The organism is Streptomyces sp. NH27 (assembly GCF_056859195.1).
In genome coordinates this window covers 1-17,326 of sequence record NZ_JACEGK010000025.1, presented here as the reverse complement: position 1 = coordinate 17,326, position 17,326 = coordinate 1, and the positions used below count along the sequence as shown (strand labels likewise).

Sequence of the window (17,326 nt, the reverse complement as noted above, 5' to 3'; positions counted from 1 at the left end):
GCACTACCTGAAGGCGTGAGGACATCAGGGCGGCAGGTACACACCTCGCCCGGCTCCGCCAGCAGGTAGCCGTCCAGGCCACCATTAAGTCATGCAGCTGCCACGAACTCCCGTGCCCTGTCGTTGAAGTCCGCGACCAGCCGGTGGTTTCCGAACGGCTGCATCCGGCGCTGGAGATCCTGTACTGCCTCCACGCACCGTGAACTCTTCACTTGCCGGGAGAGGGACAGGGTTCGCAGCCCCACGGCGTGCGCGGCTTCGAGGTCGCCGCGTTGCAGGTGGGTGGCAGCAAGGGCGGCCTGCGACATGGCGCCTCGGCGTGCGCGTCGTTGAGCGCGGGCGTGGTCAATGGACTGACGCGCGTGCTGCTCGGCCGCGTCCGCGTCGTCAAGGTCGCGGAAGGTGTTGGCGTGTTCGCCATGGAGATAGGCCGGGTCGATGAAGGCAGCCCACTCCTGTTCTTCTTCGAGACGGACGCGGCTGAAGGCGGCCTCGGACTGCACGACGGCGTGGGCGGCGCTGGTCTTTTCGCCGAGCTTCGCGAGCGCGCGGGCTTCCAGGGCCCACAGGTCGGCCAGGCACGCGGGCGAGGTGCGTTTGGCGAGCCCGGCGCGGCCTGCCTGGGCCAGGCGCCGTCCCTCCTCGGGGTTGCCCAGGAGAGTGGCCTGGTCAGCCATGCCCGCCAGGACGTGGGCGCCGAGGGCAGCGTTGTGGGATTCCTCGGACAGGCGCAGGGACTGGACGAGGTAGCGCTGGGCTATGCCGTGTTCGCCGTTGTCGTAGGCCATCCAGCCCAGCAGGTAGGTCTGCTCGGCCGCCGCTTCGCACAGCGCCTGTCGTACCTCGTCCGTGTAGGTGCGGCGCAGCAGGGGGAAGACGTGCTGGTTCATGTACTCGGCGAGGATGAGCCGGCCGGTTCCTCCTCCTTGGAGGACATCCATGCGCTGGAACTCGCCGAACATGTTCCGTACGGCGACGACGTCTCCGAGACGTACGCGTGGGCCGGGGTCCGGGTGCTGATCGAGGGTGTTGAGCAGCCAGTCGCGGGACGGCCCGACAGCCGCTACGGCGGCGAAGGGTGCTGCTGCCAGGAAGCTTCGACGGTCCACGTCCGCTCTCCCCAAGTCGGCGACGGCTTCCACCGTAACGGTGAACGAGGCGTTGTACGCGAGTGAGAGCTCCGCCGTATTGCTCTCGCCCAACCCGAGGTCGTAGGTGGTGACCTTGTATCCGAAGCATGCGGAGAAGACGTCGGCGAGGATTCCCGGCACCGGCGGGCGCGGCCGGTCACCGGCCAGCCAGCGCCGCACCGTTGTTGCATCCGGGGTTACATGCGGCTGGCCCCATACCTGAGCTGCAGCTTTGACTCGGCGGGACAGTTCCTTGTGGCTCATGCCTGAGCGGTCGAGCCATCTGGCGAGGTCGGTGTTCGGCAACTTCATGGTGAACCTTTACCCCTCAGATCGGCACGACCGCGAGCTGTAGTGGAAGTGACACCCTTTGACACCCCTCACGACGGTACCCGCTCTCGGACAGCGGCGGTTGGCTTGGCGAACAGACCACAAGTCGTCGCACGAAGGGGAGTTGGCATCGTGGCAAAAACCATTGGCTGCCGTCCGTTATCCAGCGACCGTGCCAACCTGCCCACAACGCGGATCTCGGTCAAGGCCACGAAGCGGAGCCGCGCCTCGGCCGAGCGGTACGGACGCAGGCGGGCGAGTGGTCGGCGATGCCGCAGCCTGTGACACGGGAGTTCACCAGGGACGCCGTCGCTGTCCCCGAAGCCCGCTCCTTCGTACGCGAAGTCCTGGACGCCTGGGGCGTCACCGAACGCTTCGACGACATGCTCACCTGCGTCTCGGAACTTGCCACCAACGTGGTTCGCCATGACGAGACGCACGGCCACAGCTTCCACGTCGCGCTGTCGGGCCAGGACGGTCTGCTGCGGATCGAAGTACATGACGCAAGCCGACGGCACCCGGTGGTCAAGTCGCCCAGCGCCGAAAGTACGACCGGCCGCGGACTGTTGCTGGTCAACGAACTCGCCGACGGATGGGGAGTCGAACCGCGGGATCCGTGGGGCAAAGTCGTATGGACCGAGTTCAAGATCGCGGCGCGGCAGGGTGTGACGAGCCCATGGTGAGCACACCAAATCGGCCGGATCAGGCGCCCACCGCAGACCTCATCGCTTCGTTAGCCGTTTGGCACTGGATCGCCGGCACGCCCGCGGGCCCCGTGGCTTTCCTGCTGCTCGCCCGTCCACTATCCGGCCGCCTCGGCACGCCGCATGAAGCCGAGATGCGCATGCGCAGACTGGCCGCCTCGCTCCGGCTCGCCCAATGCAGCCGACGGCTCCCGGACATCGGATCCCGGCTCTACATCCACGACCTGGACGCATTCCTACGGCTCGACCGCTGCGAACACCTGCTGCACGCCCCGATCGGCGACGCCTGGAGCGACTTCGCCCTCGGCGGCGGAACCGTAGCGGTGGCCGTCGGACTGGACCCCCTGCGAGCGCATTCCTCCAAGGAAGTGGTTCAGGCGTACATGGCCGCCACGGCTCGGGCGGGCCGACTGTTCATGGGCAAGACCCGCATCGGGGCCGTGAAGGGGACGGACTGGTCGACGCTCGCCACTGAGGTGGAGGAGCTGAAATGAGTAATGACCTGCGGCCTTGGCTCGGGACGCTCGCCGCTCCTCGCATCGCGCGTCTTCCACCTCCCGCGGAGACCGACGACGACAATCGCTGGATGACAGGACGCTGCTGGCTGTGGTGCGGCCGGGAGCAGGCAAGAGTGCTGTGGATCGGCACGGGCACTGCCCCCGGTGGCGTCACAGCACACCTGTTTGCTTGCGCTGCCTGTGCCCAGTGCCTCGGCGACGAGATCCTGGCCTCCCAGCTCTCCGCCGACATCGGCGGACACGAGCTTCACGGATACGCGAACGTCGGAACACCGGGGCCCACCCGTCCTCCGGCCCCGCCCAGCGGCCGGCACCGACGCCGCCCCTGATCAATAGTTCGGCGACTTGGGATGGTTCGCCACAAGGCACTACCGCCTGTCCTGTGCTTGGTCCCGGCGCTGCGGTGGCTTGCCATAAGTGCTCTTCCACCGGGCTCGGTGCTGCTCGTTGCCCTGGCCCGCTCCGTTGATGTCCAGCAGGGAGAGCAGCGTGGCGCCGTTGTTCCACAGGCCCAGAGAATCGCGGTGGATGGCGAGGATGCCGTTCTGGACGGCGAAGTCGAGTGACTGACGGCTGAAGCGCGTGGTGGTGACGAAGACGGCGAAGTCGGCGCCGAAGTGCGCCTTGGAGCCGAGAAGGTCACGCAAGTCGCGCGCCGCGATGGCCCTCTTCGTGGTGTAGCGCTTGCACTGGACGATCAACGTGCGGCCATCCGGAAGGCGCCCAAGGACATCGGCACCGTTGTCACCGGTTCCGCCGACCTGGCGGATGTCGGTGCAACCGTCGCGGCGGCACAGTGCGGCGACGTGATCCTCGAACTCCGTCCCGGACATCCCGTCCACCTCAGCCAGCGTGCGGTGGCCGGCCTGGATCGCGTCCTCACGGCGCCAACGCTGGTCCGCGTCGCGGTGGAACCGGTCTGTGCGCCAAAGCCGCCGCACCCCCGTGCCGACCCCGCCGACAGCTAGGGCCGCCAGAAGATAGGGCCAGATCACCGACCAGAGGGCCACCAGGAGGATCAGTAGTAACGCTCCACCGGCTAAGGCCGCGTTCCGACGCCGGCGGGCGGCAGCACGGCGCTTGCGCTTCTTGGCCATCGCCTCCCCCTTGATAGGTTCTGTCCAGTGTGTCCGGCAGACCGCTCGCCGGAAAGACGGCCTCGCTCACAACCCGCACGGGCGTCGACGCCCATGCGGTGCCTGCTATCACCCGCCACGGACCTTTCCCTGGTCCCAGCCCCTGGCAACAGCCCGACGATCATTCCCACCAGCCAAAGATCATCTGCGGGTCTTTGCACGTCGCCAAGACCCGCAGATGCCCCTCAACACCCAGTGATGCGCGGGAGTGCCCTGTTCCGTACGGGGCCGGCTGCGACACCAACGCGGCCTTCGATCCGCCGGACTGTTCCAACCGGCGTGTCGTCATCGAGGGGAACGACGTAGACGGTTGTCCAGTCGAGGGTTTTTTCCACACCCCTGAGGTGCTGGGCGATACGCGCAGAGACACCGACGACGGTTGAACCGACATAGAGAATCTTTCCCGACCAGGCACACACAATGTAGACCGCCTTACGCGCGCGAACCGGGATATCGGCTGCACACGGATAGGGGCCGGAGGCCCCGGCTCGATGGAGGTGATCCCCAGCGTGCGCGGCGAGAGAGGCAAGTCGCTGGGGCCTCATGAAGCGGCCTCCACGGCGCCAGAATCCTCTTCCTCCCACGCCTCGACGGCACCATCCGGGTCTTCAATGAACTCCGACACCCAGCTGTCGTCACGCCGGGCCGTGGGTTGACCACCCTTGTGGTTTCGACGCTTCCAGGTTCGACCCCAGAAGACGAGATCCTCTGTAGCGGCGTCCAGGACGCTCTTCCACTCGCCGACATGATTCAGGTCAACACCGACAGTTTCGACGTGGTCGGCTCCATCCGCCGCCTTCACCGCCCGCAGGGCGACCATGGCTTCCTCGACACTCCGCACGGCGGCGCCGAGAACTGCAGCAGCGTCACGCAGGGCGTCATCGGGAGTGTTTGTAGAAGAGGGGCGCGTCGGCGAACCGGCTTTGGGGAACGTGGAGCGCAGGTAGACATCGTTGAGGGTCTGGTCCTGTGCTCGGTCCTCGGTGAGGCGGATGGAGCCATCCTCGTTCACAGCCCGGAGACCACGGCGCCCAGCGTTGTGGTCAACGATGGCGCGGTGAAGCTGGTGGATCCCAAGACGCGACGAGAGCATAGTGTCGATGACCTCGCCGGGCCGCCGGCGATCGTCCGCATTCGGATTGTTGTTCGTACCCCGGTCGGCCCACAGGGACAGCGTCGCGATAAGGGGGTAGGCAGCCCGTGCGGCGAGCTCCAGACGCGACGTTCCGGGGGTACCGGCAGGATCGTCCTCGAACTCGTCGAGAGCGTCTGTCAGTACATCGTCGGCAGCACGGTGCGTCGCGGTGAAGTGGTTGTCACGCACCGAGACAAATCCGTGCTGCATGTAGCGGCGGACGCGGTCCGGGCTGGTGCCCTCACCCGCCACCGACCTCACGATGAGCGCCACGGCAAGCTTCACCCGGAAGTTCTTCGTGATCCGCTTACGCGTCGACTGCCGGGTTACCGCGTCACGAATCGCATCACGGACCGCCTGATCGTCGCGCGTAAACAGAGCGATGATCTCCGCTGCACGAATTGCAGGGTCTGTGGGCAGATGGGCCTTCTCTGCGTCTGAACGGCTGATGGCACCAGCGAGCCACCGTCGACGCAGCGGCGTGAGAATGCGCCGATCCTCCATGACAGTCAGCGCCTCGTCTGCGAGGGACTCCAGCTCAGGTCCCTCGCCCCACTCCTTCGGTGCATCGACGTGGCGGAGAGCCACAAGGGACTTCACTGCCGACGAGAACCGGTCGGGCCCACCTGACAGGGGCCGGTATCCCACCAAGATGAGAGCTGGCATCGTTTCGCAGCGCAGCGCTTCCGACTGCTTGACCGTAGGCCCCTGCTCGAGCGCGGTGTTCAGATCCTTGATCCGGGACCGCATGAAAGTGTCAGCCTCCGCCTTCACGACCATGTCGACGCTGTTGCCCACCTCCAGAATGTCGTGTGCGGCAGTGGTACGCGACGAACCCTCGGCAGTGGTTACTGCCCAAAGGTCGGGGATGTCTTCGGCGGTATGGATGTAGCGGTTGGCGACCAGCCATACCTCGGTGAGCACCCCCTGGTTACGGATCGAGTACCGCCAGTCGTTCGCGTTCAGCACCGCCCTAGCCGCGAGCGCCGAAGCCCACGTCATGTGTTCGGCTGACTCGACCGTGACTTCGAGGTGCGGCGTGACACCGGTGCTGGTGGGATCATCGACTGGGGCGAACCGTGACTCCTCGTCCGTACCCGGTTCCACCGCCACCGGGTGGCGCCTGGCGTCACCGATGCGAGGGTTTCGGATGTCCGGCAGAGTACGCCGCGTCCACACGCGCGCTCGAACTGCCAGCAGAATTCCCCCAGTGATCGCGAGCTCAGTGGGAATCTCGATCGAGCGGCGAAGCTCGGCCGGGTCCACCACGGCGTTGGCGATAGAGAGAGCTGCGTCGGAAGGGATACCGAAAGCGTCGACGAGCTTCTCGGCCGCCTTGCGACGGGCAGCGATCGGCGCGAGCTCAGGTAGCTTGTTCACCGGCCGCGGCGGTACATGGTCGTGAATCGCGGATGTCTCTTCGAAGATCGCGGTCATGATTGGTCGCCCTCCAGGACGTACTCAGGCACGCCGAAAGAGCACGGAACGAAGAACCACAGATGCCCGCATACTCCCGGGGTGCCACACGGATGTGCACCATGCCCGGGAAGTCAGACAGCAACCGCCGTCAGGCGCATCCCCTCAGATTTGATCAGAGCGAGCCCTGACGTGATCTTCGGCGGCAGCATGGCGCTCGACAGGGCCCGCGGCGTGAGGAAGCATGCCTCCACGTTGCCTACCCCGAGGTGGACCTCGGAGCGGCCCTGCTTCGCTTCATGCGTCGCAGGCGACGGAAACGGTACCACATGGCTGTCAACTAGCGCTGTATCAGGGGGAATCACTCGCTCGACGAGTTGCGGCAGTCTCGTAGTGATCATCGGCAGCCGGGGGCGGTCTGGTCTCAGTTCTGGTCTCATTCAGCCGTGTCCGGGGCTGTCCACCACTGGCCCGGAGAACCGTTCCGTCGCAGGTCAGAACAGCTCCGCTCCCTCGTGTACGGCCTCGTGCGCAGTTGGAAAGCGTGTTGGGGGCAACCCCTCACGAGTTCGAATCTCGTATCCTCCGCCAGTGCCTCACCGGGCACGACGTCGAAGGGCCCCGCTGCGAGCAGCGGGGGCCAACGACGTTGCATAGGTGCCCTGGTGGCGCTGGGCGGCTCCGGGTGGCCGGGTCAGGCGTCGTCGCCGAGTAGAACCATGCGAGCGCCGCTTCCTAGCGGAGCCCAGGCGTTGCTTGCGCCGGACCGCCTCGGCGGCCACGAGCCGGCGGCGGTCCCGCGTTCGTGCTTGCCAGGGCGCGCAGGACGTGGGCGATGAGGGTGTCGAGGTAGTCGGGGTCCGGCATGCCGAGGTGGAGGGCCATGCGGTGGTAGAGCGGGCCGTACAGCAGGTCCAGTGCCACGTCGAGGTCCGCGTCCGCCGGGAGTTCGCCTGCGTCCTGAGCGCGGCGGATGCGTTGTTTGAACGTGGCGATGCGCGGCCGGATGAGGCGTTCGCGGAGGTCGTTGGCGAGGTCGGCATCGTGCAGTGCCTCGGCGATCAGTCCGGTGGCGGGTGAGGTGAACGGCGGGGTGAGGATGCTGATGACCTCGGCAAGCAGGGCGTGCAGGTCGGCGGCCAGGTCGCCGCTGTCCGGCGGGTCGGCTGCGACGGTCGCGGTCTGTTCGAGGAGGTCCAGCACAATGGCACCTCTGGACGGCCACCACCGGTAGATGGTCATCTTGCCCACTCCGGCACGCGTGGCGATTGCCTCGATGGTCAGCCGCCCGTAGCCGTTCTCCCGGCAGATCTCCTCAGCGGCGGCGAGGATCGCCCGGCGGCTGCGCTCGCTGCGGCGCGCCGCGTCCGGCTCCTTGGGCATGCCCTCAGCATAGACGAACGAGACGGAACGTCTCGTCTTGACACTGCGTCGGTTCCTCGGCCATGCTCCGGCGAGACGAAACGTATCGTCTCGTCGTGCATCGAGCCGGACCAACGAGGACGGCGTGACCGCCGGAGCAGCCGCTCTCGACCAGGTCACACCAGCAGCCCTCCGTTCACACGCATGTGGCTGCGATCTTCGGTCAGGGTCCACGTCCTTGGAGGTTTCGTGCCAGTCGGCTATCTGATCACCGTGGCGCTCATCGCCTGGTGCACCTTCTTCGCCGTTGTCTCCCCGCGTCGGCCCGGCCCGGTGGCGAGCATGAGCTTCGTCTTCGGCCTGCTCCCCAACGAGTTGCCGTTCGTGGCCATCTACGCCCTCGTGGCCTCCACCGCACTCGCCGCGGCCCAGGGTGACCTGGGGTCGACGGGCGCCCGGGCGGTGGTCGGGGTGGCCGCCGCCACCGTCGTCGGGCTGGCCGTCGCCGCCTGGCGCGGCGCGCGGTCGGACCGGGCCGTCGGGCAGGGCCTCCGGGAAGGGCTGGGGGCCGACTGGCGGGATCACGTGCAGGCGCCGCCGCGCCGCCACCGGGCCTGGGCCCGCATCCTGCTGCTGCCGCCACCGGGCCTCCTGCGACCGCGCGGCGTGGAGCGGATCGCCAACATCCGCTACGGGGACGCCGGCCGCCGCAATCTGCTCGACCTCTACCGCCGCCGCGACGCACCGCCGAACGCTCCGGTCCTGATCTACTTCCACGGCGGCCACTACTCCCGCGGCGCGAAGAGCCGCGAGGGGCGTCCCCTGCTGCACCGGCTCGCCGGACAGGGATGGGTGTGCATCAGCGCCAACTACCGACTGCGACCCCAGACCACCTTCCCCGGCCACCAGATCGACGCCAAGAAGGTCATCGCCTGGATCCGCGAGCACGGCTCCGGGTACGGCGCCGATCCATCGAGGGTGTTCGTGGCGGGCGGCTCGGCCGGCGCCAACATGGCGGCCCATTGCGCGCTCACCCCGAACGACCCGGCGTTCCAGCCCGGCTTCGAGGACGCCGACACCTCGGTGACCGCCGCGATCTGCCTCTACGGCTACTACGGCCACTTCTTCGGCGAGCAGCCCGAAGAGACGCCGCCCCCGGAGCAGCCCTACCGATACCTCAATCCCGGCGCGCCGCCGTTCCTGGTCGTCCACGGCACCAAGGACCCGCTGGGCACCGTCGAGGGCGCCCGGAACTTCGTCGGCCGGCTGCGCGACGTATCGCACAACGCCGTCGTCTACGCCGAACTGCCCGGCGGACAGCACGTGATGGACCTCTACCACTCGCCACGTTCCGAGGCGATCGTGGACGGCGCCGAAGCCTTCGCCGGCTGGGTCCTGGCCTCGCCCAGGTCGCCGGGCCCCACCCCGCACACCGCCACCGCCGATGCCGCCACCGCGACCGGCCCGCACGCTCGGAAGCCGGCCTCGCCGGCCGACTCCTTTTGAAAGGCGCACCACCCATGTACGCAGTCAGGCTCCACGAGTACGGGCCCGCCGAGAACCTCCGGTACGAGCAGATCACCCCACCGGCCCCCGGCGAGGGGCAGGTCCGCATAGACGTCCGGGCCAGCGGCGTCCACGTCATCGAGACGAGGCTGCGGTCGGGCCGCGGAATCGGACCTCATCCCGCCCCCGCGCTGCCCGTCGTGCTGGGCGGCGAGGTCGCCGGCGTCGTGGGCGCGCTGGGCCCGGGCGTAGACGAGAGCTGGCTGGGCCGCCCGGTGGTCGGCACCCTTGATGCCCACGGCGGCTACGCCGAGCAGGCGGTGGCCGCAGTCGAGGCTCTGCACCGCATCCCCGACCGGATGGCAGCGGACACCGCGGTGGCGATGATCACCACCGGCTCGACCGCGCTCGGACTTCTCGACGTCGCCGAGGCCGAGCCCGGGGACGTCGCGCTGGTCACGTCGGCGGCCGGCGGCGTCGGAGCCCTGCTCATCCAGGCGCTGCACCGCCAGGGCGTCACCGTCGTCGGCGTGGCCGGCGGCCCGGAGAAGGCGCGGCAGGCCACGTCACTTGGTGCCGACATTGCCGCCGACTACCGTGACCCGGACTGGCCGCACGCGGTCCACGATGCCCTCAGCGACAAAGAGATCGGCATCGTGTTCGACGGCGTCGGAGGGACCACCGGCCGCCAGGCGTTCGACCTTCTCGGCTCCGGGGGGAAGTTCCTCCTGCACGGCTGGTCATCGGGCACGGCCACCCAGCTCACCACCGACGACATCATCGGGCACGCGAGCACCGTGATCTGGGCGATCGGCCCCCAGTTGCTGCGACGCGCCGGCACCATGAAGGAACTGCAGGCCCGCGCGATCCAGGCAGCCGCCGACGGCGGACTCGAACCACTGGTCAAGCGCTACCCGCTCGATCGTGCCGCTGACGCCCACGCCGACCTGGAGGGCCGCCGCGCGGTGGGCAAGATCGTCCTCGTCCCCGCCGCAACAGCCGCCGACTCCCCGGCCGACGCGCAGGCCGGCAGCCGCCCCGGTCGCTAGAACGAGCACTGTTGGAGACGCTGCGCGCGCCGCCCCGGGCGACGGCACGCGCCGAGCCCATCCGGCGCGATCGCGGTGACGGCCGCCGAACGACCCGCACGGTGCGCGCGTTGACCGTCATCGACTGGGCCTGGACTTCCCGCACTTGGCTGAGGCCGCGCGGGTGCACCGAAGCCGGCGGGAAGGTCACCCGCGAAACCGGCTACGTGATCTCGAACCCGACATCCCGACAGGCCCCTGGATCGCCGTTCGGCAGTTGCAGTCCCAGTTGCGTTCACCGGCGTTCAGCACGGCCCGGCCCACGCACGCTGGCGGAACACGCGCCATCGCTGCGGTGACCGGGGCCGGACGCGGTCGCCTGGACGCCGGCGGCTTGGGGTGAGCCCGTCGGTGGTGGGTCGCCCGGGAGCGTCCGGTGATCCGGCAGGCGTCCACGATGCCCACCAGCAGCCTCAACTCCTCGACCGCTGCATGCAGGTGACCGTCCAGGACCTGGCTCAGTCCGCGCTCTTGGACAGCGACTGCAAGAGCGTGTGTGTTTTTCCCAGCACCTCCAGTGCCGCGTTCTTCTGGTCCACCTCCGTGCGCAGCCGCTCGTTCTCCCGCCGCAGCCTGGCGTTCTCGGCTTCCGCAGGGTGCTTCCGGGGGCGGGCAGGGCTGCTGCGGTGGTCGGTCAGCTGCGCGAGCGCGCCGGCGTCACGCGCGGCCCGCCACTCGATGATGTGGGAGTGGTACAAGCGCTCGCGGCGCAGGACAGCACCCTTCTCGCCAGCCGGGGCGGCGTCGTACTCGGCGACGATCCTCAGCTTGTACTCGGCGGTGAAGGTGCGACGCATCGGCTTCGGCGCCGGATCGAGACCGGGGCCGCTAGTGCTGGCCATACGGGTGGTACTCCTGCTCGTTCGTCCACCCAGGCTAACTGATCACGCCGGGGCGTCTCTCCCAACGATGTCAGGGAGGGGGCTGCCACGGACGACTTCCCCGACGCGCTGTTGCCGCGGAGCACGACCTGGACGGTCTCCTCCGTGCCCACTGTCATGGGGTCCCGGTACCGGGGCCCCGGCGCTCATCGACGCCGTCCGCCGGGCCGCAAGGTGCGCAGCCCCCGCCTCGCCTTGACTTCGGAACATATTCCGAACTATGCTCGCTCCATGTCCACTCTGACCGTTTCGTTCTCCGACCTGTCGAAGAACTCCAAGCGGGTCGCCGACACCGTCGAGCGTGCCCAGCGCGTCCACGTGACGCGTCGGGACGGCGAGGATCTGTACCTCACCACCGAGCGCCATGACCGTCAGCGCGAGGAGACCGCCGACGTCACGGCTCGGCTGTTCGCGGCCCTGATCAGCAGCGACGAAGGCGCCCGCGCGATTCTGCTCGCCCTGCCCGAGGTCTTCCCATGGACCAGGCACCTGTCGACGGACGAAGTGCGCGAGTTCGTCGTCGACCTGGTGAACGCAACCCACGACGCCGCGGAACTGGACGTGCACAACAACCTGCACCAAGCCATCGTCGAATGGCGCGCCACCGCCAGAATCCTCGCGGACCCCGAACTGACAGCGCAGCTGACCGCTCCGCTTCCGGACGAGGACCATGGCGAGGTACCTGCTCCATGAGCCCCAAACGCGGCGACGACGTCCCGCCACCGCCGACCGGCAACGAATGGCGCCTCCGATTCGCCACGAACGATGCAGCCAAAGGCTGGGGCGACCTGTGCACCGAGGCTCCCGGTAACACCCGGCGCTGCTACGAGGCGCTACGCGCAGATCCGGCCTCCATAAAGGACCCCGACCGTCAGCACAGGCTCCGCGGACGGCTGAGCACCGCCACCCTTGGCGGCACGGAATACCCGCAGTGGGAGTACGAGGTCACCGCCGGCGGCCGCGTCCGCTACCTCGTCGACCAACCACGCCGGACCGTGCATCTCGTCTACGCCTCCACCCGGCACCCCAAGGACACCGACAGCTGAATCCGTCGCATCGCACACGAGCGAACAGGTCCCGACCCGATGCGCGATGCCCGGCGCGCGCTGAACGGGCCATCTCATGGACGGCAGTGCGCTTCGGCCGCTGACCAGGAGGAATCGGCGAAGTCCGGTCTCAGTTGTGGTCTCATTCGTGCCCGTTCATCGGCGTCCGTAAGCCGTTCGCCCGACCACTCCATCGCAGGTCAGGACCTCCCCGCCTCTCCCCGGATGCCCCAAGGTGCCTCGTGGCAAAGCGTGTTGGGGGCAACCCCTCACGAGTTCGAATCCCGTATTCTCCGCAGGGCTGAGCAGTCAGGACGCGAGTCCGACCGAGATCAGGTCGGGGCAGGTCTCGTGCTGTGGTGACGGTTCGGGGTGCGGTTGGTCAGCGGTGTGGCGATGGCCGTTTCAGCGGTCTCCGTCACCCCCGTCGGTGCTGACCGCTGGATCCGGCGCGGCATGTACCGTCGCAATCGGCTGAAGATTCGCAGGCCGGCAAGGCAAGGAGGATCGGAATGGGGATGGATCAGGTGGCTCTTGAAGCCGCTCTCCACGATGCCGAGCAGAGGCTGCAGGCCGCTGTTCGATCAGGTGATGCGCAGGCATTGGACCTGCTCCTGGACGACCGTGTCATCTACACAGGACCTGACGGCAGCACCATGACGAAGGAGGAGGACCTGGGAGCGCACAGGTCCCGGACCCTGGCCGTCGAGGTCTTCGACCAGCAGGACCTGCACGTGACCGTGGTGGAATCTACCGGGATCACCCGCGTACTGGCCGGGCTTGAGGGCACCGCTGGAGGACATCCGTTCAAGGCGCGCCTTCGCTACACCCGCACCTGGACACACGCTGACGGCACCTGGCGCGTCCTTGCCGCCCACGCCAGCGCCGTCGCAGATCTCGGGTAGAGACTTACGGATCGGCCAGGCACGCGGGCGAGGCGCCCTTGGCGATTCCGGCGCGGCCGGCCGGAGCCAGTGCTCAGTGGCGTGGACGGTGTAGGTGCCCGCCTTCGCGTGGGTGTGCTGGTCCTGGCACGAGTAGTCCTGGGTCACCGCGGGCGTTCCGTCGCCGAAGTCGATCCGGCAGGAACCGAGTTCGAACGGGTCCCCCAGGGCGTCATCCCTGACGTTCACGGCGAGCGGACAGCATCACCGTCCCGTCCCGCAGGGCCACGTCGTGGCCGCGTCGGCTGAGGCATGTGCCGTGGTCGTCGGCAGAACCAGTCCGTCCCGCCCGCTGCACCGGCCGAGCTATCCCGAACCGGCTCTCCACGTACCGTCAGGACAGCGGATAGCCCAGAGCCAGGACGGCCTTGCGGAACGCCGGCAGGCGGTCGGGGGAGACCGCGAGGTGACGCTCGCCGACTCGGGTACACAGCACACGCAGGCGGCGGTCGCTGATTCCGAGACTGCCGTATTCGGGGGCGTCTTTGGAAGTGGTGCAGCGGGTCGGACCTGATCCCGGGGTCTGCCCCCGGCGTCGGTGCGGGAGACCGCGAGCTTGGCCGAGGTGCTGACCGCGGTGTGCCTGGCGTCACCCGCGTACGAGACGTGGCGCACTGGTGGGGGCCTTCACCGACACGGTCGGTACGTTGCGCGCGGGGTCGACGGAGCCCGGGCCGGCGGCCCACTGGTCGCCGTGACTGAACCAGAGCCTGCCCCCGGCGAAGGCCACATACCTCGGCCCCTTGTCGGTGTCGATCGGGTAGCGGGCCGCAACGGCGAGCGTGGCCGCGTCGATGGCCACGATCTCGTGTGAGGTGGACGCGGCGGTGCAGCGCGTGCCGGGTCGTTGCCAGGTGGGGGCGCGGCGTCAGCCGAGGCGGTGCTGGGCGGCGGATCTGCCGGTGCGTTCACGGAGCAGGACGCGGAGGGTGTTGGCGCTCTCGTAGCCGACGCGGCGTGCGATGGCCTCGATCGTCTGGTCGGTGGTGCGTAGGAGATGGGTGGCCTGTTCGACGCGGAGGTCCTGGACGAAGCGGACCGGTGAGATGCCGAGGACGGCCCGGGTGGTGCGTTGCAGGGTGCGTTCGCTGACCCCGATCGCGGCGGCGGCGTCCCTGACGCCGAGCGGCTCGTCCAGGTGGGCACGGGCCCAGTGCTCGAACGCGGCGACGGTGGGGTCGCACGCGGCCAGGGTGCCCGTCATGGTGTGGGCGGCCTGGGAGGGCCGTTCGTCGATGACGAGGTAGTTGGCGACCAGGTCGCTGAGCGCGGGACTGCGTCGGCGGATCAGGGTCAGCCCCAGGTCCACGTGGCCGAAGGCCGCGCCGGCGGTCGTGATGCCGTCGCAACTGGTCACCATCTGCTGCTGATCGAGCGTCACCAGCGGGTATCGGCGTCGGAACAGCGGCGCGAGCCACCAGGTGGTGGTGGCGCGGAGGCCGTCCAGGACGCCCGCCTCGGCGAGAAGGAAGCTTCCGGCGCAGGCGGTGGCAATCGGGGTGCGCCGGGCGCGGGCCCGGGCGATCAGCTCCCGCGCGGGGGCGGTACGCGGGCCCGACAGGTAGTCCACCAGCTCGCCAGGGCGCCGCTCGGCCACGCCGGGGATCAGCAGCAGGTCGCAGTCCTCGACCTGGGCGACGGGCGCGGCGGTGACCCGGTGTCCCGCGCCCGTGCGTACGGTGCGGGTGAAGCCGACCGTGGTCATCTGCCAGGTGGGCGGCGGCTGGGGCAGTCGGGTCCGCAGCGTGTTGGCGCAGTGCACGATGTCGAGGAGGGCGGCGAGGCCGGAGTCGAAGACTCCGTCGAGGACGAGCACTGCGACACGCATGACGGAAACGGTATCGAATGCGCCGGATCCGCCACTGCCGGCCGGTGGGCGCAGCCCATAGCGTCGTGGTGGTCGGCGGTCGCCGACCGGATTCGACGAGGTGGGAGCAGCGCATGTCGCAGGTGGGATTCCGGCTCCGGATCGAGGCCAGGCCCGACCACGCCGCCGAGGTGGAGGCCGCGCTCCGGGACTCCCTGGAGTTGGCCCGCGCCGAGCAGGGCACGGTCACCTGGTTCGCCTTCAAGGAGGGCCCGACCGTGTTCGGGATCTTCGACACCTTCGACGACGAGGAGGGCCGCACCGCGCACTTCGACGGAAAGATCGCCGACGTCCTGAAGGAGATCGGCCCGAGGATGTTCGCGGCCGCCCCGGAGGTCCACCGGACGGATCTGCTGGCGGTCAAGCTCCCGTGAACCGCCGACGGGCGCGCCACCGGCGCCGCGCCCCGGGGTGGCAGCCGTGACAGCCTGCCCCCCTCCTCCCGGGCCGGCCCGGGAGGAGGGGGCCGGCCGGCCCGACACCGACGAGGTGCGCGGCGTACGCGGCGTCCGGCAGCGCTCCACGGATCAAATCCGCCCCGCTGCACCCCTTCCGAGGACACGACCCGTCGGAATTGCGGGTTCGTGGCGTTTGCACCGATGAGCAAACGCGCGGGGGCGTCCTAGCATGTCGGCGACCACGAAACGCCGAGCACGATTCCGGAGGTCCGGTGCCCGCCGAACCCGAACCCGCGTCCGCCGACGGCGCGGAGCCCGCGCACGGCTCGCCGCCCGACCGCGCCGCCGAAGGGGCGGCGCCCCGCAGGGGCGGACGGCGCCGGCGGACCGTCGCGGCGGCCGTCGCCGCCCTTGCGGCCGCCGCGATCGCCGCGGGCGTGCTGGTATCGGTCGGCCACCACGGCGCGAGCACCGACAACCGGCACCCCTTGGCGGCCGACGGGTTGCGGCACACCTCGGTGGACGCCTCGCCGGGCGGCTGCGGGCGGGGCTGGGGCGGACCCGGGAAGGTCACGCCGCGTCCGGGCACCCAGGTCTTCGACCTGCACAACTCCGCGGCCGCCGCCACCGAGGTGGACCTGATCGACCCGCGCACCGGGAAGATCTATGGCGAGATCGAGGGCCTTGCCCCGGCCACCAGCCGCTCGATGGTGGTCGACCTGGGCAGCGGCACGTACGCCTTCAAGTGCCTCCAGGAGGACACCGACTCGGTCACCGGCCCGACCGTCACGGTCCCGGGCACCGCGCCGCGGGGGCCGGCCGGCCTCCCGGTCACCGAGCACGACCTGATCCCGCCGACGCTGGCCTACCAGAGTTGGATCGGCACGCGGATGACCGAACTCGTCGGCGACACGGGCGCGTTGAAGAACGATGTCGACCGCGGCGATCTGGCCGCCGCCCGCCGCGACTGGCTGACCGGGCACCTGGTGTACGAGCGGTTGGGCGCGGCATACGACACGTTCGGCGACGCGGACGGCGTGATCAACGGCACCACCGCGACCGGCCAGGACCCTTTCAAGGAGCCGGACTTCACCGGCTTCCACCGGATCGAGTACGGCCTGTGGCACGGCGAGTCGGCCGCCTCCCTGCGCGGCCCGGCCGCGGCGCTGGACAAGGCCGTCCACGCGCTGCGGGCCACGTGGTCCACGCTGCGGATGGACCCGGCGGACATGGGCCTGCGCGCGCACGAGATCGTCGAGAACGCCGAGCAGTTCGAGCTGACCGGCCGCACGGACTACGGCAGCGGCACCAACCTGGCCACCGCCCGCGCCAACATCGACGGCACGCGGGAGATCCTGGGCAAGCTCAACTCCCTTCTGGTGCCGCGCGACACGGGCCTGGCCGCGCTGAACGCGTCGCTCGACCGCGCGGCGGCCGACCTCGACGCCCAGCACCACGACGGCCGGTGGACTGCGCTGGACAAGCTGACCCGGGCTCAACGCGAGCGGATCAACGCCGACTTCGGTGACCTGCTGGAACAACTCTCCCCGGTGGCGGCGATCTTCGACGTACGGAGGACGGCATGACGACCGACCCGCACGGACCTTCCGGCGGCGGCGAGTTGCGGCGACGCGGCTTCCTGCGCGGTGCGGCGGTCGGTGTCGGGGCGGTGGCGGGCGGCGCGGCCGGCTCTGCCTCCGCCGCTGCGCCGAGTCAGTCGCAGGCGGAGCGGGTCGACTTCCACGGCCCGCACCAGGCCGGCATCACGCAGGCCGTGCAGCAGTCCAGTGTCTTCCTGTCCTTCGACGTCACCGCGGCCGACCGGCGGGAACTGGTCGAGTTGCTGCACACCGTCACCGACCGGG

Annotated in this window: 16 protein-coding genes, 1 tRNA gene and 2 pseudogenes; 11 read left to right on the top strand and 8 right to left on the bottom strand. The window is 69.3% G+C overall.

The features are described 5' to 3' along the window. Nucleotides 1-89: 89 nt before the first annotated feature. Nucleotides 90-1,442 (bottom strand): NsdA family TPR-like regulatory protein, encoded by a 1,353-nt coding sequence (locus tag AC13HU_RS04220; RefSeq protein WP_483040353.1) that lies wholly within the window; start codon nucleotides 1,440-1,442, stop codon nucleotides 90-92. Nucleotides 1,443-1,741: 299 nt separating this feature from the next. Here AC13HU_RS04220 and AC13HU_RS04215 point away from each other — a divergent pair, with 299 nt between their 5' ends. Beyond that, nucleotides 1,742-2,143, top strand: coding sequence for an ATP-binding protein (locus AC13HU_RS04215; RefSeq protein ID WP_483040352.1), 402 nt, complete (start codon nucleotides 1,742-1,744; stop codon nucleotides 2,141-2,143). After that, nucleotides 2,137-2,658: a hypothetical protein gene (locus AC13HU_RS04210; RefSeq protein ID WP_483040351.1), complete on the top strand. Its 522-nt coding sequence runs from the start codon at nucleotides 2,137-2,139 to the stop codon at nucleotides 2,656-2,658. Before AC13HU_RS04215 ends, AC13HU_RS04210 begins: the two co-directional genes overlap by 7 nt. Nucleotides 2,659-3,050: 392 nt before the next feature. On the opposite strand, the gene AC13HU_RS04205 is transcribed toward AC13HU_RS04210, so the two are convergent. Further along, a complete protein-coding gene (locus AC13HU_RS04205; RefSeq protein ID WP_483040350.1) occupies nucleotides 3,051-3,779 on the bottom strand; it encodes a restriction endonuclease in 729 nt (242 codons plus the stop codon). Nucleotides 3,780-4,359: 580 nt separating this feature from the next. Beyond that, the gene (locus AC13HU_RS04200) at nucleotides 4,360-6,390 is read right to left on the bottom strand and encodes a hypothetical protein (RefSeq protein WP_483040349.1); all 2,031 of its coding nucleotides are present in this window, start codon (nucleotides 6,388-6,390) and stop codon (nucleotides 4,360-4,362) included. A 452-nt stretch (nucleotides 6,391-6,842) separates the two neighbouring features. Here AC13HU_RS04200 and AC13HU_RS04195 point away from each other — a divergent pair. Further along, a tRNA-OTHER gene (locus AC13HU_RS04195) sits at nucleotides 6,843-6,960 on the top strand. Nucleotides 6,961-7,104: 144 nt separating this feature from the next. On the opposite strand, the gene AC13HU_RS04190 is transcribed toward AC13HU_RS04195, so the two are convergent. Then, complete coding sequence (locus AC13HU_RS04190) at nucleotides 7,105-7,752, bottom strand: TetR/AcrR family transcriptional regulator (RefSeq protein ID WP_483040348.1); 648 nt, start codon at nucleotides 7,750-7,752, stop codon at nucleotides 7,105-7,107. Nucleotides 7,753-7,935: 183 nt separating this feature from the next. On the opposite strand from AC13HU_RS04190, the gene AC13HU_RS04185 reads away from it, so the two are divergent. Continuing rightward, entirely contained in the window at nucleotides 7,936-9,237 is a 1,302-nt protein-coding gene (locus AC13HU_RS04185; RefSeq protein WP_483040347.1) for an alpha/beta hydrolase, read from the top strand. 14 nt (nucleotides 9,238-9,251) lie between these two features. After that, nucleotides 9,252-10,286, top strand: coding sequence for a zinc-binding dehydrogenase (locus AC13HU_RS04180; RefSeq protein WP_483040346.1), 1,035 nt, complete (start codon nucleotides 9,252-9,254; stop codon nucleotides 10,284-10,286). Nucleotides 10,287-10,783: 497 nt separating this feature from the next. On the opposite strand, the gene AC13HU_RS04175 is transcribed toward AC13HU_RS04180, so the two are convergent. After that, nucleotides 10,784-11,167 (bottom strand): hypothetical protein, encoded by a 384-nt coding sequence (locus tag AC13HU_RS04175; RefSeq protein ID WP_483040345.1) that lies wholly within the window; start codon nucleotides 11,165-11,167, stop codon nucleotides 10,784-10,786. 80 nt (nucleotides 11,168-11,247) lie between these two features. Next, nucleotides 11,248-11,325 (bottom strand): annotated as a pseudogene (locus AC13HU_RS04170) (kinase); the annotation flags it as partial. Between the two features lie 112 nt (nucleotides 11,326-11,437). On the opposite strand from AC13HU_RS04170, the gene AC13HU_RS04165 reads away from it, so the two are divergent. The 3 genes from AC13HU_RS04165 to AC13HU_RS04155 all read left to right on the top strand — a co-directional run bounded on the left by AC13HU_RS04165 (nucleotide 11,438) and on the right by AC13HU_RS04155 (nucleotide 13,157). Continuing rightward, entirely contained in the window at nucleotides 11,438-11,899 is a 462-nt protein-coding gene (locus AC13HU_RS04165) for a prevent-host-death family protein (RefSeq protein ID WP_483040344.1), read from the top strand. Continuing rightward, the gene (locus tag AC13HU_RS04160) at nucleotides 11,896-12,252 is read left to right on the top strand and encodes a hypothetical protein (RefSeq protein ID WP_483040343.1); all 357 of its coding nucleotides are present in this window, start codon (nucleotides 11,896-11,898) and stop codon (nucleotides 12,250-12,252) included. The genes AC13HU_RS04165 and AC13HU_RS04160 overlap by 4 nt, the downstream gene beginning before the upstream one ends. A 512-nt stretch (nucleotides 12,253-12,764) precedes the next feature. Further along, nucleotides 12,765-13,157 carry a nuclear transport factor 2 family protein gene (locus tag AC13HU_RS04155; RefSeq protein WP_483040342.1) on the top strand — a complete coding sequence of 131 codons (393 nt, stop codon included), beginning with the start codon at nucleotides 12,765-12,767 and terminating at the stop codon, nucleotides 13,155-13,157. 628 nt (nucleotides 13,158-13,785) lie between these two features. Here the strand turns inward: AC13HU_RS04155 and AC13HU_RS04150 are convergent. Together AC13HU_RS04150 and AC13HU_RS04145 are read right to left on the bottom strand one after the other, a co-directional pair. Continuing rightward, entirely contained in the window at nucleotides 13,786-13,998 is a 213-nt protein-coding gene (locus AC13HU_RS04150) for a hypothetical protein (RefSeq protein WP_483040341.1), read from the bottom strand. A gap of 66 nt (nucleotides 13,999-14,064) precedes the next feature. Next, entirely contained in the window at nucleotides 14,065-15,024 is a 960-nt protein-coding gene (locus AC13HU_RS04145; protein ID WP_483040340.1) for a GlxA family transcriptional regulator, read from the bottom strand. Between the two features lie 113 nt (nucleotides 15,025-15,137). Here AC13HU_RS04145 and AC13HU_RS04140 point away from each other — a divergent pair, with 113 nt between their 5' ends. The 3 genes and pseudogenes from AC13HU_RS04140 to AC13HU_RS04130 all read left to right on the top strand — a co-directional run. After that, the gene (locus AC13HU_RS04140; RefSeq protein ID WP_483040339.1) at nucleotides 15,138-15,437 is read left to right on the top strand and encodes a putative quinol monooxygenase; all 300 of its coding nucleotides are present in this window, start codon (nucleotides 15,138-15,140) and stop codon (nucleotides 15,435-15,437) included. A gap of 296 nt (nucleotides 15,438-15,733) precedes the next feature. After that, nucleotides 15,734-17,047 (top strand): EfeM/EfeO family lipoprotein, encoded by a 1,314-nt coding sequence (locus AC13HU_RS04135; RefSeq protein ID WP_483040338.1) that lies wholly within the window; start codon nucleotides 15,734-15,736, stop codon nucleotides 17,045-17,047. Beyond that, nucleotides 17,044-17,326: pseudogene (locus AC13HU_RS04130) on the top strand (deferrochelatase/peroxidase EfeB); the annotation flags it as partial. The gene AC13HU_RS04135 and the pseudogene AC13HU_RS04130, both read left to right, overlap by 4 nt.